Source organism: Arthrobacter sp. TJ-254 (genome assembly GCF_058269175.1).
In genome coordinates this window covers 541,913-564,454 of the sequence record NZ_JBZCNF010000002.1, presented here as the reverse complement: position 1 = coordinate 564,454, position 22,542 = coordinate 541,913, and the positions used below count along the sequence as shown (strand labels likewise).

Here is a 22,542-nt window from a genome sequence, read left to right as displayed (position 1 = left end):
GGGCGGGGCAGTACCGCCGCGAGCCCTAGAGCAGGCGCCGCTCGGCGGCCCAGCGGGTGAGCTCGTGCCGGGAGGACAGCTGGAGTTTCCGCAGCACCGCCGAGACGTGGGTTTCAACGGTTTTCACCGAAATGAACAGCTCCTTGGCCACCTCCTTGTAGCTGTAACCACGGGCGATCAGCCGCATCACCTCGAGTTCGCGCGCGGAGAGCCGGTCCAGTTCGGTGCCCGTGGAGGCGACGGCGGCCGTCCCGAAGGCGTCAAGGACGAACCCGGCAAGCCGCGGGGAGAAAACGGCGTCGCCGGAGGCGATCCGGAACACGGCGTCGGAGATCCCCGCACCCGAGATGGTCTTTGTGACGTATCCCCGGGCGCCGGCACGGATCACCGCGACGACGTCCTCGGCCGAGTCGGACACGCTCAGGGCGAGGAACCGCGTTGAGGGACCGAGCTCCCCGCAGCCGGCGATCACCTCCGCTCCCCCGCCACCGCGGCCTCCCGGCAGGTGCACGTCGAGCAGCACGACGTCGGGCCGGCGGGCCTTGATCACCTCCACCGCCTCCTCGACCGTTGCCGCTTCACCGACGACACGGATCCGTCCGTCGAGGTCGGAGCGCAGGCCGGACCGGAAGATGGCATGGTCGTCGACGACGACGACGGACACTCCTGTTGGCGCCTTGCTGGCTACGGGCTCATCCGTCATGGTTCCGGGTCTCCTGTTCGGGCATCTTCAAATGGACTTCGGTCCCGTCCGGGCCGGAGCGGATCGAAGCGGTTCCGCCGTGGCGCTGCATGCGGGTGGTGATCGATTCACGGATGCCGAGGCGGTCCGCCGGCACGGCCTGGAGGTCGAACCCGGTTCCGCGGTCCCGGATGAATGCCTCCGAACCGTCGGCGCCCGCCTCAAGGTACACCGAGACGGTGCCGCCGGCATGTTTGGCCGCGTTGAGCATCGCCTCCCGGGCCGCCTGCGCCAGGGCCTCCTGCGCCGCCGTCAACGGCGCATCACCCACAGCGACCACCTCCACGGGCTGCCCGTAACTGTCCTCCACCTCTCCGGCGACGGCACGGATGCGCTCGGCGAGGTTGCCGGAGCGGGCCGCGGGGTCCGCGTAGAGCCAGTGGCGGAGCTCGCGTTCCTGGGCGCGGGCCAGGCGGACGACGTCATGCTCGGAGGCGGCGCGGTTCTGGATCAGTGCCAGGGTCTGAAGCACCGAATCGTGGAGGTGCGCGGCGATTTCCGCCCGTGCGGCCTCCCGAACCCGCCCTGCCCTTTCGGCTTCAAGATCCCGCCAGAACCTCAGCGCCCACGGTGCCATGACCAGCGACACACCGGCGAGGACTGCACCGGTGGCAGCGAGGGTCGCCCAGGTGAGGTCCCACGAGATCGATCCGGACACCATGACGAGTACGCCGAGGACAACAAGGGCCAGACCCAGCAGGAGCCGGGCCAACCCCATGGCCCGGTTGGCACCGGCCTTGTTCATCAGGCCTTCGCGGCGCGCGTCGTCGAGTTGGCTCCACGCCAGCACCGCTCCCACGCCCGCCGCTCCGATGGGAACGATCTGGCCCCACCGCACGGCAACGCCAAGTTCCTGGGCTGTCAGCACAGCGGCCAGGAGCAGCAGGACCGCGCCGAGGAGCAGCTCTTTGCGCCCGGCGCGCAGGCGGCCGTACCGCCGAGGCGGTTCGGCGCTGCTGCCTCGCACTGCCCCTTCGGCGGTACGTGCCGCCGAAGGGGCGGTACGGGCTGCCGCGGGGGCTGTAAGCGGAAATGCGGCGGTGGCGGCCACGAGGCGGTCGGATGACATCGGCACGAAGATCCACAGCCATGCGTAGAGGAACACCCCGGCCCCGCCGGTCAGGGCCAGCAGGACCATGACCACGCGCACAACGCGCAGCGGCACGCCGAGATGGACGGCCAGTCCTCCGCAGACGCCGGCCACGAGGCCGTCGGGCGAACGAAGCAGGGGCGGTTTCATAGCTCAATCCAAGCACGCCTTCACCGTTCAGGGGGCCCCGGAGAGTCGAATCAGGGGTTCCCTCAGGGGCTTTTCAGGGCGGCCCCCGATAGCCCGGCCGGCGGGGGCACTGGAAGGATCGAAGCATGACTTCCGAACCGCCCCTTGATCCACTTCCTCCGCAGTCCGCCGGTGATGACGCCGAGGGGCGCGTCACCGCACCGGCGGACGCCTCCGCCGGCGGCGGATACTCCGCGCGGGCGGGGTCCACCGCAGTGCCCCCTCCCCGGCCGGCGCCGTCCTCCGGGGGCGCGTTCTTTGACAGGATGCGTTCGCTCCAGATCACCCGTACCCCCGACCGCTGGATCGGCGGGGTTGCAGGCGGCATCGCCTACCGGACTGGGATCGACGTGATTTTGGTGCGCGGCATCCTCATCGTTCTCGGGATCTTCGGCGGAATCGGCGTGCTGCTGTACGGCCTGGCATGGGCGCTGCTGCCCGAACCCGACGGCCGCATCCACGTCGAATCGGCTGCCCGCGGCAACTGGACCGCGGGGATGACCGGGGCGCTGCTCGTGACGATTGCCGGACTCTGGCGGCCGAACCTCCCGTTCCTCGGCGACAACGACGGGGCGCGGGTGGTCCTGACCCTGGTTTGGATCGGCGCGGCCGTCTTCGCCGTGTACTGGGCACTCTCCTCCTCATCACGCAGGACCCGCGCCCAGGGCGGTGGAGCTCCGGTCTTCCCGGGGTCATCGGGAGCGATGGGCATGACCCAGCAGTTCCCGGGCTCCGCCTACCAGACGGGGCAGCCTGGACCGGAGCAGTATCCGGCGACCGAGACCTTCCCCGCCGGCCCGCAGCCTTCGGCCGATGCCGGATTCCCGCCGGCCGCTGGCGGTTTCCCGCCGGCGGGCGCCGGTTCCATGGGCTACCCGCCCGTCGACTACACCGCTGCCGGTTACCCGCCGGTTGACTACCTCGGGTCGGGATCGGTGCCTCCGGGAGCGATGCCACCGGGCTTTGCCCCGCCGCGCCCGGTGCCTCCGCCGCGGCCGCAGACCCCTGGCCCGACCGGAAGCGTCGTGGCGCTGGCCCTCGGCGCGGCAATGCTCGCCGTCGGAACAATCCTGGCCCTCAACTACGCGGATCTCATCGACTTGGACGGGACAGTGCTCCCTGTCGCGCTGGCGGCGGGCGCCGCCGTCCTGGGCATCGCGATCGTGGCCCTTGGCTTCCTCGGACGCTCCTCTGGGTTTGTCGGTTTCGCCGCCGGCGCCTGCGTGTTTGCCGCAGCGGTGTCGTCAGCCGTGGTTTCGGCCAACTTCGGGGACGGAGCAACCGTCGTCGGAAGCAGAACCGCGCTCTCCGCGGCGTCGGTGCAGGGTGCCGAGGACGGGTACACCGTTGTGGCCAGTGACAGCACAATCGACCTGCGCGGGCTCGGGGACCTGAGCGGAGACGTGGTGGTTCCCGTGCGGGTGCTGGCGAGCGATGTCGAGTTCCTCATCCCCGACGACGTGCCCGTCGAAGTCCGCTCCCGCCTGGCCCTGGGGTCGGTGCGGACCGGGGAGGGGGCGGCTGCCACGGTGTATGAGGGATTCTGGCGGCCAGGAACCAGCGAGCTCAACGAAAACGCCGACGGCCCGTCGATCATCCTCGAGGTCGGCGGCGCCGCCTCGCAGGTCCGGGTGTCACAGAACCAGAATGGAATCGAACAATGAGCACCTCCGAGAAATCAGCAGCAACGCGCCGTATCCGGACAGGAACGGTTGTATGGGGCGGGGTGATCCTCGTGGTCGCGGCCCTGATCCTTGTCTCGCAGCTGACCGGCATCCGGTTCGATCTGGGAATCGTGCTCCTCGGCCTGCTCATCGGCGCCGGCCTGGCCCTGGTGCTGGGCGGCATCTCCTCGATGACGCGCCGCCAGTCCCGGGGCGCCGACAGGGATGCCGACAGGGACGATACTGAATTCACCAGCTTCTAAATCAGCTCCACCTCAACGAAAGGCTCACAGCCATGGATACCTTCTTCCGGGTCCTCCGCTCCTCCCCCGTCCGACGCGCACCGGGAGGCATCTTCGGAGGGGTCGCCTCGGGAATCGCGGCGAAATACCAGTGGCCGGTGTCCTACGTTCGCATCGGGATCCTCCTGAGCTTCCTGCTTCCCTTCGTGGGCCTTCCTACCTACGTCATCCTGTGGCTCCTGCTTCCCAAGACCGACGGGACAATCGCCCTCGAACAGCTCGTGGGCCGGCGCTGACCCGGTCCCCAGGGAAAAGGCCCGGTGCGGAGCATCCGCACCGGGCCTCTGCCTGCCCGGTTGTGCGGTGCGCCGGTGCGGCCGGGGAACTACGATGATGCCGTGGAGCCCCTCTTCGAATTCGCCGGCAGCTACTGGTGGCTCGTATTTCCGCTGAGCGGGGTCTTCGCCGCATGGGGCCGATCCTGGTCAAAGGCGAACGAACGCCGGCACCAGCGCAAGGTCGAGCTGTACACCCTCAGGCATCAGGGCGAAAAGGACCGGCAGGCAAGGATCGGCGAAGTTGAGGCCGTTCTGGCTGCGCACGACGCGGTCAACAAGCGGTGGCTTGACTATGAGCTCGACGTGGGAAAACTGATCGACTTCCCGATGATGACCGACGTCCGCGAACCGCTTACCGTGGCGTTCCTGCGGGCCAAGCGGGAAGCGGACGCGCTGCGGCCCGCAGAGCCGGACGCGCTCGACAGCCGAGACTTCGCCGCGTACCGCTCGGCCGTCAACGACTACGACGTGGCCTTCCAGATCGCCGAAGCCGAAGCCCGCCGCGTGAAGGATGCGGCCTTCACCGGCCCCGAGCGCGTCCGGCTCGCCCGGGCCCGGAAACTGATCACCCTCGCTATGGACGGCGCGGCCAGCGCGGCCGAACGGCAGACCGCGTACCGTCGGGCGCGCAGGGAGCTGGACGGGCTGATCGTGCTGCCTGAGAGGGCCGTCGCCTCCCTCGAGGCGAAGGTGGCGCGCATGCTCGACGAAGGCCCTGGCTCGTCAGCCGCCGGATGACCCCCTAGGCTACGGACATCATGGCTGAAGAAACGATGCCCGGACCGGTCCTCTTTCCAACCCAGCCCACCCTCGTGGGTCGGTTGTGCACGCTTCGCCCATTCACCGCCGACGACATCGCCGGGATGGGACCGATCCTCGCCGACCCGGAAGTGCTGCGCCTCACCGGCAGCGTCGCCTCCTCCGCCGAAGCGGCGGACCGGGCGCGCAGCTGGGGCCGGACCCGACGGCTTGATGACGAGACGCGTCGCTGGTACGAGACCCGGGGCGCCCGGAAGGACCGGCTCGACCTGGCCGTCGTTGACAACACCACCGGGCGCTGCGTGGGCGAGGTCGTGCTCAATGACTGGCGCCCGGACGAGAACGCCTGCAACTTCCGCATCCTGCTGGGTCCGGCGGGGAGGGACCGGGGCATCGGATCCGAAGCGACTTCTCTCCTGCTCGGACACGCCTTCGCTTCGACATCCCTCCACCGGATCGAGCTTGAGGTTTACGCGTTCAATCCGCGCGCCCGACGCGTCTATGAAAAGGCAGGCTTCAGGATGGAAGGCACACTGCCGGGCGCCCTCCGGTTCGACGGCGAGCCCATTGACGCAGTCACGATGGCGGCGCTCCGCCCGGACTGGAGCGCCCGCGTAAGCGGGGCCTGAAACAGGCCGGGTGTTCGCTCCGGCCCCGTATGGCTAGCTGGCCTTGAGCGCCCGAACGGTGATGCCCGGGTACAACTGCGAGAGATCGCCCGCGAGCGCCTGCCGCACATTGCGGGTGAGCTCACCGAAGAGCACCTCGGGCTCCCCGTCCTCGATTGCGTCGAGGGCATCCGATGCAACCTGCGCAGGGTCGGACTTCTCCTCGTCAGGAACGTGCGAGGCCATGTCGGTGTCCATCCAGCCGACGTGCAGCGCGGAGACGGCGATGCCCTTGGGTGCGAGCTCCTGCCGGGTGGAGTTGGTCATCGCCCAGGAGGCAGCCTTGGCGGCGCTGTAGGCGCCGACATTCGGAAAATGCGCCCACGACAGCACCGAGAGCACGTTGAGGATCGCCCCACCCCCGTTGGCTGTAATGATCGGCGCGAAGGCGCGGGTCACCTCGAGGGTTCCGAAGAAGTTCGTCTCCAGCTCCTGGCGCACATCAGCCATCGAGCCGTCGATGACGCTCGTGGGGGTGAGGATTCCCGCGTTGTTGATCAGGATGGTGGCATCCTGGGCCGCAGCCGCGGCCGCCGACACTGTGCCCGGGTCGGTGACGTCAAGGATGACGGGAACGACGCCTGGCTGGCTGACCTCGATCCCTGAGCGGGAGGCGGCATAGACCTTGACCGCTCCACGTTCGAGGAGTTGGTCCACGAAGTGGCGGCCGAGGCCGCGGTTGGCGCCGGTGACGATGACAGTTGAGCCCTGGATACGCATGAAAAGCCTTCGATCGGGAAATAAGTCCCAAAAGGCTACCATTAAGTCCTTATTTAGTACTAGAGATTTGCGTCACCCGATTTCACAGATTGATAGCCAAAGAGAGGAAGCCCGCGAAGAGGATGAGGTGAACGCTGCCCTGAAGCCGCGTGGCCCGCCCGGGCGCCACCATGAGCCTTGGCCGCCTTCTTTCCCCTGAGGCAAAGCAGTGATGCATTTCGGTCCGAAACCCTGCCTGCCACCGCCGGAATGACCGGCCGGCCCGCCCTTCTACGGCACCGGAAGGGCCCCGCAGAGCCAGGGAATTCCGGCGGGCTTCAGTCCGTTATGGAGGGCACGAGGTCCGTCGTTCCTGGTCTCGTTTTTGAAGGAGAGAAAGCACTTTATGGCAACCGATTACGACGCCCCACGCGTCAGCCAAGAAGACCAGCCGGTCAATGAGTCACTCGAGGCGATCAAGGCCCAGCGCAGCTCAATCACGCAGACGGCAGTGATCGACATCGAAGAGATCGACCTTGCCGACGGGTTCGACCTGCCTGGAGCAGACCTTTCACACGAAGAGCTGCAGATCCAGGTGGTTCCCCAGCAGGACGATGAGTTCACCTGTATGTCATGTTTCCTTGTCCGCCACCGCAGCCAGCTCGCACGCGTGCATGACGGAGCGAAGTACTGCTCCGAGTGCGAAGGCTGAGTTCGGCCCACACGCCCGGTTCATCAACCCCGATCCAAGGAGCACAGCATGAAGGTACGCAATTCCCTGAGGGCGCTCAAGGCGATCCCGGGTGGCCAGATCGTCCGCCGTCGTGGACGCACCATGGTCATCAATAAGAAGAACCCCCGCATCAAGGCCCGCCAGGGCTGATCCGGGGTTCGGGCCGGCGCGCGGCGGGCGCGCCGGCCGGTTCTGAACCGCCGCTGCTGCTGTGGCGGCAGCCAACCTGCAACGATGGGTAAATGCCCACCCCCGCCCGCTCCCGCCGTTTCCCGCCCCTCCTGGCCGCAGCGTGTCTGTTCCTGCTGGTTTCGGGGTATTTTGTGGTCCGCTTTCCTGGCGCCCCCGGCGCCGATGTGGCGTCCTACTTCTTCAACCTGCTGATCGCCCTGCCGTCGTTCATCGCGCTGTTCCGCCAGCTCGGTGCGGGCCGGGCCGCAGCGGCCCTGGCAGCCGTCTCGGTTTTCGGCTATCTCATCGAAGGCTTTGGAGTGGCAGCAGGGTTCCCCTACGGCAGCTTTTCCTACGGCGACCCCCTGGGGCCGAAGGCGTTCGGCCTTGTCCCCTTCCTGCTCCCCCTCTCGTATGTTCCCCTCGTCATCGGAACCGCCGCCGCCTTCGCCGGCCGGCTTCCGCTGCTGAGGGCCATCGCCGCGGCGGCCGTGCTGCTGGTCCTCGTCGACGGAGTGCTCGACCCGGGCGCCGTCTCCCTTGGGTTCTGGACCTGGGCCGACGGCGGACCCTACTATGGGGTGCCGCTGAGCAACTACGCCGGCTGGCTGCTCTCGGGGCTGTGCGCCGCGGCGATCCTCATGCTCATCGGCGGCCGCAGGCTCAGCAGCGGCACGGTTCGGCCGGGGCTGCTCGACAGCCTGCTGCTTTCCCTGAGCTTCTGGCTCGGCGTTTCGATCTTTTCGTTCCTGGTCTTCCCCGCGGTGCTGGCTGCCGCGCTCCTCGCCTTCCTGATCCGGCGGCGCGCCCTGCTCGCGGCACCGGACCACGCACCGTCGTCAAGCCGCACCTGACCGGCGGAACCGCTCACCGGGACCGGGCCAGGGACCTCAGCAGCCTTTCCGTCGACATCAGCGCGCCGCCAAGGACGGCGGGCAGCCCGCCGCCCGGATGGACCGAGGCGCCCACGCGCCAGAGCCAGGGCCGGCGGGGCGACCACTGGGCAGGAACGTGGAGGGGTCCGCTTAACCAGGCCGGGCGGAGCGCCCCGTACAGGGCCCCTCCCGCCGAACCGGCTTCGCTGAAGTAGGCGGGGTCGATGAGCGTCTGCTCGGCGATATAGCCGGAAAGCGGCTCCGGCAGCCCGAGGACCGTTGAGACGCGGTTCATCTCCCGTGCGGGAAAGGCATCGCTTGCGGCGTAGGAGCGGCCGTTGGCCGGGCAGGTCAGCAGCAGTGCCAGGGTCGGCGCCGAGTTCGGGTAGACCTCGCCCGCCGGGTAGTAGTTGGCGAAGGCCATCGTCTGGTCGGGTTCCTTCCCTGCTTCGAGCCGGGCGTACAGCTCCCCCGGCTCATCGGGCAGGATGACGCCGTGCCGGGGCGTCCCCTCGGGCAGCGGGCGCTTGAGCACCGCGTAGAGGCCCACCGCGGAACAGGAAAGCCGGCGGGGCGCCCGCGGCGTCCGACCCCGCAGGAGCCCTGCCAGGCGCTGCGCATCGATACCCGCGACGACGGCGTCGGCCGGGTAGGTTCCGGTGCCGGTCACCACCCTGCGCCGTTCGATCCTTGCTACCGGCTCCCCGACGCGGACCTCCACTCCCGCCGCTTCCGCAAGGCGCCCAAGCGCCTCAACGAGTTCGTAGACGCCCCCGCGCGGCACCCACACGCCGTCCTGCGCCATGATGGCCGGCATGCTGGCGTAGAGCGCTGGGGTGCGGGTGGGACTCACCCCCGCGTTGAGGGTGTGGATGGCGATGACCTCCCGCAGTCCGTCGGGCAGCCAGGTCAGGCTGTCGAGGTAGCTCTGCGTTGTCAGCCGGCGCCCGTACAGCGTGGCCAGCCGGCGGAGCGCGGGGTAGGCGGCCGGCGCAAGGGGCTCGGTGGTCAGCAGGCGGGTGACGTCCCCGCCGAGGCCGCCGTGGAGCGCGGAAAACCGTTCCCAGGCCGCGTGCCACGGATGTCCGGGCGGCACCGGCAGCGGGCACGATTCGCCCCGGAGGTAGTAGCGCCCGACTTCCGGGAGCTGTTCGAGCCGCAGTGCCGCGGTGCGCTCCGCGCTGGCGGCCGGCGCACCGGAGGAGTCGGCGTATCCGTCGATGCGCCGCAGCAGTTCGGCCCATACGGCGGGGAAGGTGAACAGCGACGGACCGGTGTCCATCCGCTGCCCGGCGAGCTCGATGCGGCGGCTCTTCCCGCCGATGGTCGGAGCCGCCTCGAGCAGTGTCACCGAATGGCCGGCGCTTCCAAGCAGGGCGGCCGAGGCGAGGCCTCCGATGCCTCCTCCGACAACGACAACCCGGCTCACGGGTAGATTCCGAGCAGGAGGGCTCCGGTGAGCTGGATGCCCGCAACCGTTCCGGCAATGTAGGGGAAGGCGATTGACCAGCGGTACAGCCGGTGCCCGGTTTCGGGGGACGGCGAGCGCAGCAGCGAGATGGCAAGCCAGCCCGCGATCGCAAGGTTCACCGCGGCGACCGGAAGGCTGACGAGGGCGAAGAGCCAGGTCGAGGCAAGCCACCAGCAGCCGCTCCAGGCCACGACGCCGCCGGCGCCGAGCCGCACCGCCGTGGTGCTGATTCCGGCCGCACGGTCCTCCTCAATGTCCTGGACAGCGTCGAAGGTGTGCTTGGCGGCGCTCCAGGCCATGAGCCCAAGGGCAGCGGGCCAGACCGGTGCCGCGCCGAGGGCCAGCGGCACAAAGACCAGGGGGAAGGCGTAGGCGGCGTTGCTCAGCGAGTCGAGGAAGGGCCGCGCCTTGAACCGCAGCGGCGGCGCCGAGTAGAAAACGAAAATTCCAACGTAAAGGCCCACCCACAGCAGGGCCGCGGCGGGCAGGGCGAACAGGAAGTAGGCCAGGAACGGGGCGTTGGTGAGGAGCACCGCGAGCCAGATCGGCCGGACCTCGCTGGAGCGGATCCGGGCGCCTTCGAGGGAACCCTTGCGAGCGTTGAGCGCATCCGTGTCCTGGTCGAAGATGTCGTTGACCCCGTAGATCAGGAGGTTGAACGGCAGGGTGAGCCAGATCAGCAGCACGGCCGCTTCCCAGCGCCACAGCTCCCCGGCCAGCCACATGCCGACCACTCCCGTGCCCAGGGTATTGATCCACAGCACGGGCCTCGAAATGGCCGTCATCCTGCGTACGGTGGGCGCGATCCCGGTGTTGGGCACGAGCGGAGTCCTCCTTGTGGTACGGGCCGGCGGGTTTACCGGAGCGGAGGACGGCCCGGGCGGGGCAGCCGCCTCTTCCACCGCAGCCGCCGCGGCACTGCGTTGTTCTCCCAACACAGCGTCAGCAACACCGCAGGACATCCCTGTGTCTAGAATCATAGGTGAGCCCGACGGCGCGCTCCGCGATGACCCGTCCACCACGCTGAAGGAATGTAACCAATGAAGATCGGAATTCTCACCAGCGGAGGCGACTGCCCTGGACTCAACGCAGTGATCCGGGGAGCGGTACTCAAGGGCATCCGCACTCACAACCTTGAGTTCGTCGGCTTCCGCGACGGCTGGAGGGGAGTTGTCGAGGGCAATACCATCGACCTGCCTCGGCAGGCGGTGCGCGGCATCTCGAAGCAGGGCGGCACCATCCTCGGCACGTCGCGCACCAACCCCTTCGAGGGCAATGGGGGGCCTGACGCCATCCGGGCGACGATGGAGTCCCTTGGCATCGACGCGATGATCGCCATTGGTGGCGAGGGAACCCTTGCCGCCGCCAAGAGGCTGACCGACGCGGGCCTGAAGATCGTCGGAGTCCCGAAGACCGTCGACAACGACCTCGACGCCACCGACTACACGTTCGGCTTCGACACCGCCGTGCAGATCGCCACTGAGGCGATCGACCGCCTCCGCACCACGGGCGAATCGCACAGCAGGTGCATGATCGCCGAAGTCATGGGCCGCCACGTGGGGTGGATCGCACTCCACGCCGGAATGGCCTCAGGCGCCCACGCCATCCTCATTCCCGAGCAGCAGACAAGCATCGAGCAGATCGCCAAGTGGGTCACCGAGGCCAACGAACGCGGGCGCGCGCCCCTGGTTGTTGTCGCCGAGGGGTTCGTTCCGGCCCATCTTGAGCAGGCGCACTCGGAGCGCGGGCTTGACACCTTCGGCCGGCCCCGGCTGGGCGGAATCGCCGACCAGCTTGCACCGGAGATCGAGGCGCGCACGGGCATCGAGACCCGTGCCACGATCCTCGGCCACATCCAGCGCGGCGGGGTCCCCTCCTCCTTCGACCGGGTCCTCGCGACGCGGCTGGGCATGGCGGCCGTCGACTCGGTTGTCGACGGGTTGTGGGGCACGATGGTTTCCCTCCACGGAACCGAGATTGCCCACGTCAATTTTGAGGATGCCCTGGGCAAGCTCAAGCGGGTTCCCCAGCACCGCTACGACGAGGCCGCGATCCTCTTCGGCTGATCCCGCCGTCCTCGTCCGCTGATACCGGGGCGGCGCCGTGCCCCTTCCGCGCGTGCTAAGTTGCGCTCATGGAACTGGATCCTGGAACCGTGGCGATCATCCAGTTGGCATGGTCGCGGTTGCTCCACCTCGACGATTCGGCGTTTGCCGGGGAGCGCTCCGAGCGCATTATCCACGTCGATGACAGGGCCGACCGGCTGAGCTTCCTTACCCTGTTCGGCAAGGAGGCCCTGGTCGGCCCGGCATGGGCCGTCGCCACCGCACGGGACCTGCCGGCGCGGGAGCTGAGGAGGCAGTCGGTGCTCCTGGCGATGACCCGCCACCGGGGCGGCCGCGGGCTGGGCGAGGCGCAGCTCTACTACTGCGATGCCCTCCCGCCGGTGGACCCGAACCGCGACGCGGCCGTCACCAGCGAACGGCAGTTCGTTGAGGCACTTGAGCAGCAGTGTCCGCCCGACGACGTTGCCGAGGCGGGCCTTGCCGGGCTCGAACACCTCTTCGTCCTTGTCGATGACGCTCGACCCGACGAACCGGAACCGCTGGCCGGCGCCGGCTACGAACCCTGGGCCGGCATCCTCGCCCACCTGAGCGTGCTCACCGCCCCGCAGCACCGCGGACGGGGCTTCGGGCACCGGATTGCGGCCGTCGCCGTCGAGGAGGCAATGGCCGCGGGCTTCGTCCCGCAGTGGCGGGCCCGGACCGACAACACAGCGTCGCAGCGGGCGGCCCGGCGTGCCGGTTTCGAGTACGCCGGAACCCAGACGGGCGTTGCGCTCAACGCCTAGCCAGCGTGCTCCCGGAACCGCCGCACCCGGACCCCGGACGGCGGCTGCTGTGCCCGGTTCCGCTCAGCCGAACAGGTCGGAGAGTTCGCTGCGTCCAAACATTTCGGCGGCCGCGCGGGCGGTTGGGGTGCCGGAGTCGGGGTCGGCACCGGCGGCATGGAGGATCTGCGCCGTGCTCGTGTGACCCTTGAAGACGGCCCCGGCCAGCGGGGTCTGGCCGCGGTCGTTCACCCGGTTGACGTCGGCGCCGCGGGCAACGAGGTCGCGCACCAGTGCCGGATGCCCGTTGTAGGCGGAGAGCATCAGCAGCGTGTCCCCGGCGGCGTTGGTCAGGTCAGCGGGGACGCCCGCGTCGAGGTAGCGGGTCAGCGTTGCGGCATCGCCCTGGCGTGCGGCGTCGAAGAGGGTTGCGGCAAGGGCGAAGGCGGCCTCGGCACCGGGATCCTCCTGGCTCACCGCGGGCTCCGCAGGAATCCGCTGGCGCGGCCGACAACCTGGCCTGCGTCGGGGGCGACGATGACCTCCTGAGCCGCCGCATAGGCTTCGTCGGCGCCCTGCACCAGCAGGTCCGCTGACGGGTCGACGGAGCGCTTGATGACGGCCAGGGCGATCGGGCCCATTTCCCAGTGGTGGGCCACAGAGGTGATGCGGCCGACCGTCCGCCCCTCGAGCATCACCTCGCTGCCGCGCTCGGGCAGGGTGTGCTGGCTGCCGTCGAGGTGGAGGAACACGAGCCGGCGCGGCGGGTGGCCAAGGTTGTGGACGCGCGCCACGGTCTCCTGGCCCTTGTAGCAGCCCTTCGCGAGGTGCACCGCGGTGCGCATCAGGTCGAGTTCGTGCGGAATGGTCTTGTCGTCGGTCTCAAACCCGTTGCGTGGACGCCACGCCGCCACCCGCAGCGCTTCGGCTGCGAGCATCCCGGCGGGCGCCATCCCGGGAAGGGATGTGACGGCGTTGTAGAGGTCCTCCTGCGGCAGAAGGTATTCGAACCAGGGCCGTTCCCTGCCCGGGTGGGACTGCTCCTCGAGCACCGAGTACCGGAACCCTCCGGGTGCGACCTCGGGCCAGGGGTCCTGCCACACGATGCGCCCGGCGAACTCCTCGACCGGCCGCACGGATCCCACGACCGCCCAGTCCGCTGAAACGTCGGCGACCTCAACCCGCAGCATGAACTTCATGCGTTCGAGCCAGGCAGTGAGCGCCGGCGCCTCGGCACCTTCCACCATGAGCCAGGCGGTGGCGCCGTCGTCGACGATCCGGGCGAAGTATTCGATGCGGCCCTGCACGGTGAGCAGCAGGGTCTCTGAGCTCTTCCCGGGCTTCAGGTCGAGGAGCAGCTGGGAGGAGAGGGTGTTGAGCCAGCTCAGCCGGTCGGGCCCTGCCACAGTGACGACCCCGCGGTGGGAAAGGTCGACCACCGCCGAGCCCTGGGCGAGCATGCGCTGCTCGCGGAAGGGGTCGCCGTAGTGGGCTGCGACCGGCTGGTCGGGCTCGCCGCCGGGAACCGCGCCGGGCAGGCCGAGCAGTGGGCTGGTATAGGTCATGTGGATGTAACGCCTTTCACGCGGTGCTATTCCCTGGCGGAGGCCGGGAGCGCGGCGCTCCCGGTCCTAGGAAATCTTCCTGAGGATCGCTGAGGCGTGGGCCTCGAGCGAGTTCCCGGACGCCGCCACATCCCAGCGCCAGTACAGGTCTCCCTCGACAAGCCCGAAGAGGCGGGTGGCGGCCGTGTATTCCTTGGAATGCTGGCCGCGCATCACCAGGTCGGTCGACATCTGGATCTGCGGGCCCTTGATGCTGCCGTAGTACAGTTCGGCGATGCTGCCGGGGTGCACGATTGTCGCGGTGATGTCGAAGCCGCCCGAGTCGTTGCGGAACTGCTCCACCTCGTCGGCCGTCTTCAGCGCCGGCACGATGTCGGCCGGGGACAGGCCCGGGCCGACGTCGGCGTCGTTGAGCTTGCGGTCAAGCGCCCAGAACCCCGTCTCCACCGACAGCGGCCGCAGCCGTGCGCCCTGCTCGTCGGTGAGCCAGCTCTCCGCGCTGTACTGCAGGTAGGGAAGGCCGTGCTGTTCGAAGGTCACCCGCTGGGCGAAGTGCTCGGACTCGGCATTGCCCTCGCCGAGGCGGCCGGTTCCCTCCCAGACTCCGAGCAGCCACGACAGCGGAACCAGCTCTGGAGTCAGGTCGGTGGGAAGTTCGATCGACATTAAGGAGACCCCGTAGTGCTACTTCTGGCCCTTGTAAAGGCGGGCGATCACCAGCGCGGCGAAGCCGGCCATGGCGAGCCCGGAGATGACAAGCAGGCAGATGAAGAAGATTTCAATCGCAAGAATCGACATGGCACCATCCTAGCCTCCACCGCTCCGGGCAGAACAACCATCCGGAGCCCGCGGCCTCAGGAGAGCAGCAGCTTGTCCAGGAAATACACGAGGGCTCCCAGGCCGAGCACCGGGGTGATTCCCGCCGACACCGCCGCCGCCGCCGACAGCGGGACCTCGCGGGCGAGCAGCAGGCGGCGGCCGCTCGCCACGACGGCACCGCAGACCACGCCCACGATGGCGGCGGGCACGGGCGGCACCCCCGAGGCCAGCACCGCGCCGACGGCTCCGGCGGCACCGCCGGCCAGCAGCGCCAGCGGAGCGGTCGCGCGGTCCGGCCAGGGCAGCAGCGACACGGCAAGTGAGGCAAGGATGCTGGCCCCGGCGACCAGCAGGGTGCCCGAATCGGCGGCGTTGACAGCGAGGCGGTCCGCTGCGACCCAGCCCGAGCCGAGGGCGACGGCGAACACCCCGGAGCTGGCCCCGAGGGTCGATTCGAGCCGGTGGCTCTGTCCGGTTCCCCGGATCAGCTGGATGAGGAACACGGCCCCGACACCGAGGGCGACGGCCCCGGGCAGCCAGACAAGGAATCCGGGGCCGGGGGTGATCGCGGCCGCGGCGACGGCGGCAAGGGCGCTGAGGCCGATCGCGGCGGCCTGGCTCTTCCGGGCCGGAACATTCAGCAGGTGCGGCCAGCCAATGGCTGCGGCGGCCGAGAAGACGGCGGCGGTCACTGCGAGCGCGCCGAGGGAGAAATAGGAGGCGGAAACGATGCCTGCCACTGCGGCGGTGGCGGCGGCGGCAACTATCCAGTTTCTCACCCGAGCAATACTGCCCTATGCCCGAAGGGTTCAGGAAACGGCGCATCCGGGCGGAAAAATCGCCGGTGGGTATACTTGTCAAAATTCTTTACCGACGGCGGCTCCCGGTCCCCCGGGCGGCACCGGCGTTCCCGCCCGATGATGCGCGTCCCAACCAGTGGAGGACATATGCCGCACATCCTGATGCTCACGAACACTCCGGGTTCGTCGGTGGAAATCCTGCCCGCGCTTGAACTGCTGAGCCACAAGGTCCACACCCTCCCCGCGGAGCCGACCGCGCTGCTTGAGACCGAGCCCTGCGACGTCGTGCTGGTTGACGCGCGGCGCGACCTCGTCGGCGCGCGCTCGCTGACACAGCTGCTGAAGGCCACCGGCCTGAGCGCGCCGCTGATGCTCGTCCTTACCGAGGGCGGAATGACGGCGGTCGCCGCGAGCTGGCTCGCCGACGACGTCGTCCTCGACTCGGCGGGTCCGGCCGAAGTCGAGGCGAGGCTGCGCCTGGTGATCGCACGGGCGAACGCGGCAAGCGAGGAAACCAGCACCGAGATCCACGCCTCCGGGGTCGTCATCGACGAGGCGAGCTATACGGCACGCGTTGGCGGAGAGCCGCTGAACCTCACCTACAAGGAGTTCGAGCTGCTGAAGTACCTGGCCCAGCATCCCGGCCGGGTCTTCACCCGCGACCAGCTGCTCCACGAGGTCTGGGGGTACGACTACTACGGCGGCACCCGCACCGTCGACGTGCACGTGCGGCGCCTGCGGGCCAAGCTCGGCCCGGACTACGAACAACTCATCGGCACGGTGCGCAATGTCGGTTACCGCTTCACCCTGACCCGCATGCCGGAGGAGCCGGCCTCGGTCAACCAGGACGCCTGAACCCACACACCTGAACGGCTGCCTCCGGGCCGGCACCGCCGGTGCCGGTTCCGGCCCCGGCAAAACAAAACCCTCCTCCCCGTCAGGGAAGGAGGGTTTTGCGGGCCTGGGGCCCTTCAGTGGAGGACATACGGGTCGAACGTATCGCGGGCACCCCATTGGTGCATCCCCCCGGAACGGTTCCTTACGCTACAGCATCGTTGCTGAAGCGGCCAAACCGGCATCGGTGATCGGCTTTCCGGGGACTAGGCTGGGCGCATGATCGCCGACCAGCAGCTTCCCACCTGGGTAATCACCTCAACCTCCGGAACACCCGAGCCCGCGGTGCTCGAGGAAATCCGGGCCCTCGCCGCGCGCGCCGCCGAGGCCGACGGGAATCCTCCCCTGTCGGAGCAGACTCTCGTTGAGCTCCGCTCCGCCGCCCCCGGTGCGGGACTGCGCGTGTTCACCGCCCGCCCCGGCGCCGCAGGGAGCCCGGGTGCCAGCGGCGCATCCGCCACCGGAAGCGGGGACGACGGTGGTGAGCTGGCCGGCGTCGCCGTCGTCACCGTTCCCCGGGGACAGGACGGCAACGATGATCCCGGCGCCGTCGTGGAGATGGTCGTTGCACCGCACAGCCGCAGCGAAGGGGTGGGCACCGCCCTCGCCGAGGCGGTCACCACCTCCGGGTTCCCCTCCCTGCTCGCCTGGTCGCACGGAAACCATGCCGCCGCCGCGGTGCTTGCGGGCCGCTACGGTTTCCGCCCGGTGCGGGAGCTGTGGCGCATGCGCCAGACCCGCGCCGCTGCCGAGGAAGCGGCGGTCCCGCTGACCCTGCCGGAGGACGTGCGGATCCGCAGCTTCGTTCCGGGACAGGACGAGGAGCGCTGGCTCCAGGCCAACCGCGCCGCGTTCGCCCACCACCCCGAACAGGGCTCGATGAAGCTGTCCGACCTCCAGGCCCGCATGGCCGAGGACTGGTTCGATCCCGAGGGTTTCCTGCTCGCCGAACGCACGTCCGACGGCGAACTGCTGGGCTTCCACTGGACGAAGGTCCACGCCGGCACCGGCGGCCACCCTCCCATCGGTGAGGTGTACGTGGTGGGAGTGACCCCGGCGGCCCAGGGGCGGGGCCTGGGCCGGGCCCTCACGATCGCCGGCATCGAGCACCTGCACGGGCGGGGCCTTCAGGCGATCATGCTCTACGTCGATGCCGACAACACGGCAGCCGTCGCCTTGTACCGGGCCCTGGGGTTCACCCGGTGGGATGTGGATGTCATGTATGCAGGTGGAGAAGACACGCCCAGCTTGTAAGGTTGGGTTGGAGTACAGTGCCCGCTTCTACGCGCGCCCCGGAGCCACCAACAACCGCCGCAGGAGACACCATGGCATCTGAGACCGCAGCCCGAGTTCCATCCCTGTATGGGTCGTCGGAGACCGCCCCGGCCCGGGCAACGCAGGACCGCATCGACATCCCCGAGTTCGCCCCGAGCCTCCTGCCCTCCGGGGACATCCGACCCGACCGGTTCCTCGACCGGGAGATCAGCTGGCTCGACTTCAATGCGCGGGTACTGGAGCTCGCCGAGGACCCCGACCTCTACCTGCTCGAGCGCGTTGGCTTCCTCTCGATCTTCGCCTCCAACCTCGACGAGTTCTTTATGGTGCGGGTCGCCGGGCTCAAGCGCCGCATCGCCACAGGGCTTGCAGTGCCGTCCGCTGCCGGTCTGAGCCCGATCGAGCAGCTCGAGAAGATCATGGAGGACGGCTACCACCTCCAGCAGCGCCACGCCCGCGTGTTCGCCGAGCAGATCCGCCCCGCCCTCGAAAAGGAGCGGATCCTCCTGACCACATGGGACGAACTCGACGAGCCGGCGCGGCAGGAGCTGAACAAGCTCTTCGCGGAGAAGGTGTTCCCGATCCTCACGCCGCTGGCGGTCGACCCGGCCCACCCGTTCCCCTACATTTCCGGGCTTTCCCTCAACCTCGCCGTCGTGGTGCGCAACCCCGTCAGCGAAAAGGAACTCTTCGCCCGGGTTAAGGTGCCCGACCAGCTGCCCCGGCTGATCTCGGTCGACGGACCGCGCGCCGGCAACGTCGCGGGGCGCACCGCGCGCTTCATCGCCCTCGAGGACGTCATCGCAGTCCACCTCGACCAGCTCTTCCCGGGCATGGAGGTCCTCGAGCACCACACGTTCCGGGTGACCCGCAACGAAGACCTCGAGGTGGAGGAGGACGACGCCGAGAACCTCCTCCAGGCCCTCGAGAAGGAGCTGCTGCGGCGCCGGTTCGGCCCTCCGGTGCGCCTTGAGGTCACCACCGACATCAACCCCAGCATCCGGGCCCTGCTCTCGCGCGAGCTCGGCGTCGAAGAGGACGAGGTATACACCCTTCCGGCTCCGCTCGACCTGCGCGGCCTGAGCGTCATCGGCAAGATCGACCGCGGCGAACTCCACTACCCCAAGCACGTGCCGCACACCAGCCGCCACCTCAACGAGAGCGAAACCTCGAAGGCGGCGAACGTCTTCGCGGCAATGCGGCGCCGGGACATCCTCCTGCACCACCCGTACGACTCCTTCTCCACCTCCGTTCAGGCGTTCCTCGAACAGGCGGCGGCGGATCCGAAGGTGCAGGCCATCAAGCAGACCCTCTACCGCACCTCGGGCGACTCCCCGATCGTCGATGCCCTCATCGACGCCGCCGAGGCCGGCAAGCAGGTGCTCGCCCTCGTGGAGATCAAGGCACGCTTCGACGAGCAGGCGAACATCTCCTGGGCGCGGAAACTCGAGCAGGCCGGCGTCCACGTGGTCTACGGGATCGTGGGCCTGAAGACCCACTGCAAGCTTTCCCTGGTCGTCCGGCAGGAAATCGACGGCCTGCGCCGCTACTGCCACATCGGCACGGGCAACTACCACCCCCGCACCGCCCGCTACTACGAGGACCTGGGCCTGCTTACCTCGAACGACCAGGTGGGACAGGACCTGTCGCGGCTGTTCAACCAGCTTTCCGGGTATGCGCCGAAGTCAACGTTCAAGCGCCTCCTCGTCGCCCCGCGGTCGGTGCGCTCCGGGCTGATCGACCGCATCGAACGGGAGATCGCCAACAAGAAGGCGGGCCTTGGCGCCCGCGTGATCATCAAGGTCAACTCGATCGTCGATGAAGCGATCATCGATGCGCTCTACCGCGCCTCGCAGGCCGGAGTGCAGGTCGACGTGATCGTGCGCGGCATCTGCTCGGTCCGGCCGGGCGTCCCCGGGCTCAGCGACAACGTCACGGTCCGTTCGGTGCTCGGCCGGTTCCTCGAACACTCGCGGGTTTTCGCATTCGCCAACGGCGGTGACCCCGCCGTGTTCATTGGCTCCGCTGACATGATGCACCGCAACCTCGACCGGAGGGTCGAGGCCCTGGTGCAGCTGAGCGCCGCCGACGACATCGAATACCTGATGACCCTGATGGACCGCTACATGGATCCGCGGACCGCAAGCTGGCACCTCGACGCCGAGGGGTGCTGGACACGGCACTCCGAGGGCGAGGACGGCCCGCTGGGCGACGTCCAGTCCTGGCTGCTCGCCTCCCGCGCCCGGCAGCGCGCGGCCGCCCGCCGCTGATGTCGGCAAACCTGCAAAGCGCCACCGAGGATCCTCCGGCGGGCGCGTCGGAGGTCGGGATCGTCGCGGCCGGGACGCTGTGCTGGCGGACCGAAAAGGGGCGGCTGGAGGTCCTGCTCATCCACCGCCCGCGGTACAAGGACTGGTCCTGGCCCAAGGGCAAGCTCGACCCCGGAGAGACAACCCCGGAGTGCGCCGTCCGGGAGACACGCGAGGAGGTGGGCCTTGAGGTCCGCCTTGGCCTGCCGCTGCCCTCGATCCGCTACCCCGTTGCCTCGGGGCTGAAGCTGGTCCACTACTGGGCCGCCAAAGCAGACCGCCTGGTGCCCGTCCCCGACGGCAAGGAAGTCGACGAGTACCAGTGGGCCACTCCGGCGAAGGCCCGGCGGCTGCTGTCCAGCCCGTCGGACCACGAACCGCTCGCCGCCCTCGAGGAAGCCCACGAACGCGGCCACCTCGACACCTGGCCGTTGATCGTCGTCCGGCACGCGAAGGCGAAGCCGCGCTCCTCCTGGAGCCGGGCCGAAGGGGAACGTCCGCTCGCCGCCACGGGCCGGCGCCAGGCCGTCGCCGTCAGCCGGCTGCTCCAGGCGTGGCAGCCCTCACGGGTGATCAGCAGCCCGTGGGTGCGCTGCGTGCAGACCGTTTCGCCCTACGTGACCCAGCGCGAGGTGAAGCTTAAGCTCGTCGACGCGCTCACCGAGCACGACGCCGCCCGCAAACCCGCCCGCGCGCGCACGGCGGTGGAAAAGGCCCTGGACAAGGGACAGTCGGTGGCGATCTGCACGCACCGCCCGGTCCTCCCCCTGGTCTTCGAGGTGCTGCGCGGCCACATGCCCAAGCCGCTCGCGGCCCGGCTGCCGGCGGTTGACCCGTACCTCGCCCCGGGTGAAGCGGTGATCTGCCAGGTGAGCAACAGCCATTACGGCCGGATTGTCTCGGTGGAGCAGTACCGCGCCTACGACGACTAGCCCTGAACACCCGGCACGCCAATGCCGGCCCGTCACCGCCGGCCGCGCCCGCTCGTTAGACTGGCAGGGTGAGTGAACTCCTGACCCCCTACGAAGACCTGCTGCGCGACGTGATGGCCAACGGCGCTGCGAAAAGCGACAGGACGGGCACCGGCACGCGCAGTGTCTTCGGCCGGCAGCTGCGCTTCGACCTCAGCGAGTCCTTCCCGCTGATCACCACCAAGCGCGTCCACTTCAAGTCGGTGGCCCTCGAGCTGCTCTGGTTCCTGCGCGGCGAATCGAACGTCTCCTGGCTCAAGGAGCAGGGCGTGACGATCTGGGACGAGTGGGCCGACGCAGACGGGGAGCTCGGGCCGGTGTACGGAGTCCAGTGGCGCTCCTGGCCCACCCCCGACGGCGGCTCCATCGACCAGATCGCCCAGGTGATCGAGGGCCTGAAGGCGAACCCCGACTCGCGCCGCCACATCGTCTCGGCGTGGAACGTCGCCGAAATCTCCAACATGGCCCTGCCGCCCTGCCACGCGTTCTTCCAGTTTTACGTCGAACCCTCGGCCGAGGGCCCGGGCAGGCTCTCCTGCCAGCTGTACCAGCGGTCGGCCGACACGTTCCTCGGGGTTCCCTTCAACATCGCCTCCTACGCCCTGCTCACCCTCATGGTGGCCCAGCAGGCGGGGCTCGAACCCGGCGAGTTCATCTGGACCGGCGGAGACGTGCACATCTACGACAACCACGTGGAGCAGGTCACCGAACAGCTCACCCGCGAGCCCTACCCCTACCCGCGCCTGCGCATCACCCGCCGGCCCGAGTCGATTTCGGACTACACCCTGGAGGATTTCGAAGTGCTCGACTACCAGCACCACCCCACCATCAAGGCTCCGATCGCCGTATGAGTTTCGACGGAGTCTTTGACGGAATCTCCGACTGGGTAACCGTCTCGGATGCGGCCAACGGCGAACCCGTCATTGGCATGATCTGGGCGCAGACGACAAGCGGAATCATCGGCAAGGACGGGGGCCTGCCCTGGCATGTTCCCGAGGATATGGCCCACTTCAAGGCGATGACCACCGGCCATCCCGTGGTCATGGGCCGGCGCACCTGGGAGTCGTTCCCGGAGAAGTACCGGCCGCTGCCGGCCCGCACCAACATCGTTGTCAGTTCCTCCGGCGCGCTCCAGGGCGCCGTCGTCGTCGAATCCCTCGAAGCCGCGCTCGAGAAGGCCCGGCGCGCGCCCGGCGCGGAGGAGATCTGGATCATCGGCGGGGGCCGCCTCTACGAGGAGGCCGTTGCCCATGCCAACATCGCCGCCGTCACGGTTCTCGAATCGGCAACCGACGGCGACACCAAGGCCCCGGTGCTGGGCCCCGAGTGGAACCTCAAGGGCATCAGCCCCGCCTCGGGGTGGCTCACCAGCAGCAGCGGAACCCGCTACCGGCTGAGCCTGTGGTCGCGCGCCTCCGGCGGCGGCGCGTAAAGGGCC

25 protein-coding genes are annotated in these 22,542 nt (G+C 68.9%); 16 read left to right on the top strand and 9 right to left on the bottom strand.

Annotation, left to right across the window (positions count from 1 at the left end; translation table 11 throughout):
- Positions 1–25: 25 nt before the first annotated feature.
- Positions 26–703, bottom strand: coding sequence for a LuxR C-terminal-related transcriptional regulator (locus tag AC4D14_RS07745; protein WP_490901230.1), 678 nt, complete (start codon positions 701–703; stop codon positions 26–28).
- Positions 693–1,982: an ATP-binding protein gene (locus AC4D14_RS07740; protein ID WP_490901228.1), complete on the bottom strand. Its 1,290-nt coding sequence runs from the start codon at positions 1,980–1,982 to the stop codon at positions 693–695. Before AC4D14_RS07740 ends, AC4D14_RS07745 begins: the two co-directional genes overlap by 11 nt.
- Positions 1,983–2,107: 125 nt before the next feature.
- Here AC4D14_RS07740 and AC4D14_RS07735 point away from each other — a divergent pair, with 125 nt between their 5' ends.
- From AC4D14_RS07735 to AC4D14_RS07715, 5 genes are all read left to right on the top strand, one after another.
- Positions 2,108–3,685: a PspC domain-containing protein gene (locus AC4D14_RS07735; RefSeq protein ID WP_490901226.1), complete on the top strand. Its 1,578-nt coding sequence runs from the start codon at positions 2,108–2,110 to the stop codon at positions 3,683–3,685.
- Positions 3,682–3,948, top strand: a complete 267-nt coding sequence (locus tag AC4D14_RS07730; RefSeq protein WP_490901225.1) for a hypothetical protein — start codon at positions 3,682–3,684, stop codon at positions 3,946–3,948. Before AC4D14_RS07735 ends, AC4D14_RS07730 begins: the two co-directional genes overlap by 4 nt.
- Before the next feature lie 32 nt (positions 3,949–3,980).
- The gene (locus tag AC4D14_RS07725; RefSeq protein WP_490901223.1) at positions 3,981–4,223 is read left to right on the top strand and encodes a PspC domain-containing protein; all 243 of its coding nucleotides are present in this window, start codon (positions 3,981–3,983) and stop codon (positions 4,221–4,223) included.
- 102 nt (positions 4,224–4,325) lie between these two features.
- Positions 4,326–5,003 carry a hypothetical protein gene (locus AC4D14_RS07720; protein WP_490901222.1) on the top strand — a complete coding sequence of 226 codons (678 nt, stop codon included), beginning with the start codon at positions 4,326–4,328 and terminating at the stop codon, positions 5,001–5,003.
- A gap of 20 nt (positions 5,004–5,023) precedes the next feature.
- Positions 5,024–5,653 (top strand): GNAT family N-acetyltransferase, encoded by a 630-nt coding sequence (locus AC4D14_RS07715; RefSeq protein ID WP_490901220.1) that lies wholly within the window; start codon positions 5,024–5,026, stop codon positions 5,651–5,653.
- A 33-nt stretch (positions 5,654–5,686) separates the two neighbouring features.
- On the opposite strand, the gene AC4D14_RS07710 is transcribed toward AC4D14_RS07715, so the two are convergent.
- Positions 5,687–6,412 (bottom strand): SDR family oxidoreductase, encoded by a 726-nt coding sequence (locus AC4D14_RS07710; protein WP_490901219.1) that lies wholly within the window; start codon positions 6,410–6,412, stop codon positions 5,687–5,689.
- 385 nt (positions 6,413–6,797) lie between these two features.
- On the opposite strand from AC4D14_RS07710, the gene AC4D14_RS07705 reads away from it, so the two are divergent.
- From AC4D14_RS07705 to AC4D14_RS07695, 3 genes are all read left to right on the top strand, one after another.
- A complete protein-coding gene (locus AC4D14_RS07705; RefSeq protein ID WP_490901218.1) occupies positions 6,798–7,103 on the top strand; it encodes a DUF4193 domain-containing protein in 306 nt (101 codons plus the stop codon).
- Between the two features lie 48 nt (positions 7,104–7,151).
- Positions 7,152–7,274: a ribosomal protein bL36 gene (locus AC4D14_RS07700; RefSeq protein WP_120164674.1), complete on the top strand. Its 123-nt coding sequence runs from the start codon at positions 7,152–7,154 to the stop codon at positions 7,272–7,274.
- Between the two features lie 92 nt (positions 7,275–7,366).
- Positions 7,367–8,149, top strand: a complete 783-nt coding sequence (locus tag AC4D14_RS07695) for a carotenoid biosynthesis protein (RefSeq protein ID WP_490901217.1) — start codon at positions 7,367–7,369, stop codon at positions 8,147–8,149.
- Positions 8,150–8,162: 13 nt separating this feature from the next.
- On the opposite strand, the gene AC4D14_RS07690 is transcribed toward AC4D14_RS07695, so the two are convergent.
- Together AC4D14_RS07690 and AC4D14_RS07685 are read right to left on the bottom strand one after the other, a co-directional pair.
- Positions 8,163–9,599 (bottom strand): phytoene desaturase family protein, encoded by a 1,437-nt coding sequence (locus AC4D14_RS07690; RefSeq protein WP_490901216.1) that lies wholly within the window; start codon positions 9,597–9,599, stop codon positions 8,163–8,165.
- On the bottom strand, positions 9,596–10,462 hold the full coding sequence (locus AC4D14_RS07685; RefSeq protein ID WP_490901215.1) for a UbiA family prenyltransferase: 867 nt from the start codon (positions 10,460–10,462) through the stop codon (positions 9,596–9,598). The genes AC4D14_RS07690 and AC4D14_RS07685 overlap by 4 nt, the downstream gene beginning before the upstream one ends.
- Before the next feature lie 219 nt (positions 10,463–10,681).
- Between AC4D14_RS07685 and AC4D14_RS07680 the strand changes: the two genes are divergently transcribed.
- Positions 10,682–11,707, top strand: coding sequence for a 6-phosphofructokinase (locus AC4D14_RS07680; protein WP_490901214.1), 1,026 nt, complete (start codon positions 10,682–10,684; stop codon positions 11,705–11,707).
- A gap of 68 nt (positions 11,708–11,775) precedes the next feature.
- Complete coding sequence (locus tag AC4D14_RS07675; protein ID WP_490901212.1) at positions 11,776–12,492, top strand: GNAT family N-acetyltransferase; 717 nt, start codon at positions 11,776–11,778, stop codon at positions 12,490–12,492.
- Between the two features lie 63 nt (positions 12,493–12,555).
- Here the strand turns inward: AC4D14_RS07675 and AC4D14_RS07670 are convergent, their stop codons facing one another.
- The 4 genes from AC4D14_RS07670 to AC4D14_RS07655 form a co-directional block, all read right to left on the bottom strand.
- Positions 12,556–12,948: an ankyrin repeat domain-containing protein gene (locus AC4D14_RS07670; protein ID WP_490901210.1), complete on the bottom strand. Its 393-nt coding sequence runs from the start codon at positions 12,946–12,948 to the stop codon at positions 12,556–12,558.
- Complete coding sequence (ygfZ, locus tag AC4D14_RS07665) at positions 12,945–14,036, bottom strand: CAF17-like 4Fe-4S cluster assembly/insertion protein YgfZ (protein ID WP_490901209.1); 1,092 nt, start codon at positions 14,034–14,036, stop codon at positions 12,945–12,947. Before ygfZ ends, AC4D14_RS07670 begins: the two co-directional genes overlap by 4 nt.
- 66 nt (positions 14,037–14,102) lie before the next feature.
- Complete coding sequence (locus AC4D14_RS07660) at positions 14,103–14,702, bottom strand: heme-binding beta-barrel domain-containing protein (RefSeq protein ID WP_490901208.1); 600 nt, start codon at positions 14,700–14,702, stop codon at positions 14,103–14,105.
- A 188-nt stretch (positions 14,703–14,890) separates the two neighbouring features.
- Positions 14,891–15,634 carry a hypothetical protein gene (locus AC4D14_RS07655; protein ID WP_490901206.1) on the bottom strand — a complete coding sequence of 248 codons (744 nt, stop codon included), beginning with the start codon at positions 15,632–15,634 and terminating at the stop codon, positions 14,891–14,893.
- 168 nt (positions 15,635–15,802) lie between these two features.
- On the opposite strand from AC4D14_RS07655, the gene AC4D14_RS07650 reads away from it, so the two are divergent.
- The 6 genes from AC4D14_RS07650 to AC4D14_RS07625 all read left to right on the top strand — a co-directional run bounded on the left by AC4D14_RS07650 (position 15,803) and on the right by AC4D14_RS07625 (position 22,536).
- A complete protein-coding gene (locus tag AC4D14_RS07650; protein WP_490901205.1) occupies positions 15,803–16,510 on the top strand; it encodes a winged helix-turn-helix transcriptional regulator in 708 nt (235 codons plus the stop codon).
- A gap of 258 nt (positions 16,511–16,768) precedes the next feature.
- Entirely contained in the window at positions 16,769–17,803 is a 1,035-nt protein-coding gene (gene mshD / locus AC4D14_RS07645; RefSeq protein WP_490901204.1) for a mycothiol synthase, read from the top strand.
- Positions 17,804–17,874: 71 nt separating this feature from the next.
- Positions 17,875–20,094: an RNA degradosome polyphosphate kinase gene (locus tag AC4D14_RS07640; RefSeq protein ID WP_490901203.1), complete on the top strand. Its 2,220-nt coding sequence runs from the start codon at positions 17,875–17,877 to the stop codon at positions 20,092–20,094.
- Positions 20,094–21,065, top strand: a complete 972-nt coding sequence (locus AC4D14_RS07635; protein ID WP_490901202.1) for an NUDIX hydrolase — start codon at positions 20,094–20,096, stop codon at positions 21,063–21,065. Before AC4D14_RS07640 ends, AC4D14_RS07635 begins: the two co-directional genes overlap by 1 nt.
- A 113-nt stretch (positions 21,066–21,178) precedes the next feature.
- Positions 21,179–21,955: a thymidylate synthase gene (locus AC4D14_RS07630; RefSeq protein ID WP_490901521.1), complete on the top strand. Its 777-nt coding sequence runs from the start codon at positions 21,179–21,181 to the stop codon at positions 21,953–21,955.
- Complete coding sequence (locus AC4D14_RS07625) at positions 21,952–22,536, top strand: dihydrofolate reductase (protein ID WP_490901200.1); 585 nt, start codon at positions 21,952–21,954, stop codon at positions 22,534–22,536. The genes AC4D14_RS07630 and AC4D14_RS07625 overlap by 4 nt, the downstream gene beginning before the upstream one ends.
- The last annotated feature ends 6 nt before the right edge of the window (positions 22,537–22,542 follow it).

Coding starts and splice junctions, on each gene's coding strand:
- AC4D14_RS07745 (WP_490901230.1), bottom strand. CDS start 703: ATGACGGATGAGCCCGTAGCCAGCAAGGCGCCAACAGGAGTGTCCGTC.
- AC4D14_RS07740 (WP_490901228.1), bottom strand. CDS start 1,982: ATGAAACCGCCCCTGCTTCGTTCGCCCGACGGCCTCGTGGCCGGCGTC.
- AC4D14_RS07735 (WP_490901226.1), top strand. CDS start 2,108: ATGACTTCCGAACCGCCCCTTGATCCACTTCCTCCGCAGTCCGCCGGT.
- AC4D14_RS07730 (WP_490901225.1), top strand. CDS start 3,682: ATGAGCACCTCCGAGAAATCAGCAGCAACGCGCCGTATCCGGACAGGA.
- AC4D14_RS07725 (WP_490901223.1), top strand. CDS start 3,981: ATGGATACCTTCTTCCGGGTCCTCCGCTCCTCCCCCGTCCGACGCGCA.
- AC4D14_RS07715 (WP_490901220.1), top strand. CDS start 5,024: ATGGCTGAAGAAACGATGCCCGGACCGGTCCTCTTTCCAACCCAGCCC.
- AC4D14_RS07710 (WP_490901219.1), bottom strand. CDS start 6,412: ATGCGTATCCAGGGCTCAACTGTCATCGTCACCGGCGCCAACCGCGGC.
- AC4D14_RS07705 (WP_490901218.1), top strand. CDS start 6,798: ATGGCAACCGATTACGACGCCCCACGCGTCAGCCAAGAAGACCAGCCG.
- AC4D14_RS07700 (WP_120164674.1), top strand. CDS start 7,152: ATGAAGGTACGCAATTCCCTGAGGGCGCTCAAGGCGATCCCGGGTGGC.
- AC4D14_RS07695 (WP_490901217.1), top strand. CDS start 7,367: ATGCCCACCCCCGCCCGCTCCCGCCGTTTCCCGCCCCTCCTGGCCGCA.
- AC4D14_RS07680 (WP_490901214.1), top strand. CDS start 10,682: ATGAAGATCGGAATTCTCACCAGCGGAGGCGACTGCCCTGGACTCAAC.
- AC4D14_RS07675 (WP_490901212.1), top strand. CDS start 11,776: ATGGAACTGGATCCTGGAACCGTGGCGATCATCCAGTTGGCATGGTCG.
- ygfZ (WP_490901209.1), bottom strand. CDS start 14,036: ATGACCTATACCAGCCCACTGCTCGGCCTGCCCGGCGCGGTTCCCGGC.
- AC4D14_RS07660 (WP_490901208.1), bottom strand. CDS start 14,702: ATGTCGATCGAACTTCCCACCGACCTGACTCCAGAGCTGGTTCCGCTG.
- AC4D14_RS07650 (WP_490901205.1), top strand. CDS start 15,803: ATGCCGCACATCCTGATGCTCACGAACACTCCGGGTTCGTCGGTGGAA.
- mshD (WP_490901204.1), top strand. CDS start 16,769: ATGATCGCCGACCAGCAGCTTCCCACCTGGGTAATCACCTCAACCTCC.
- AC4D14_RS07640 (WP_490901203.1), top strand. CDS start 17,875: ATGGCATCTGAGACCGCAGCCCGAGTTCCATCCCTGTATGGGTCGTCG.
- AC4D14_RS07635 (WP_490901202.1), top strand. CDS start 20,094: ATGTCGGCAAACCTGCAAAGCGCCACCGAGGATCCTCCGGCGGGCGCG.
- AC4D14_RS07630 (WP_490901521.1), top strand. CDS start 21,179: ATGGCCAACGGCGCTGCGAAAAGCGACAGGACGGGCACCGGCACGCGC.
- AC4D14_RS07625 (WP_490901200.1), top strand. CDS start 21,952: ATGAGTTTCGACGGAGTCTTTGACGGAATCTCCGACTGGGTAACCGTC.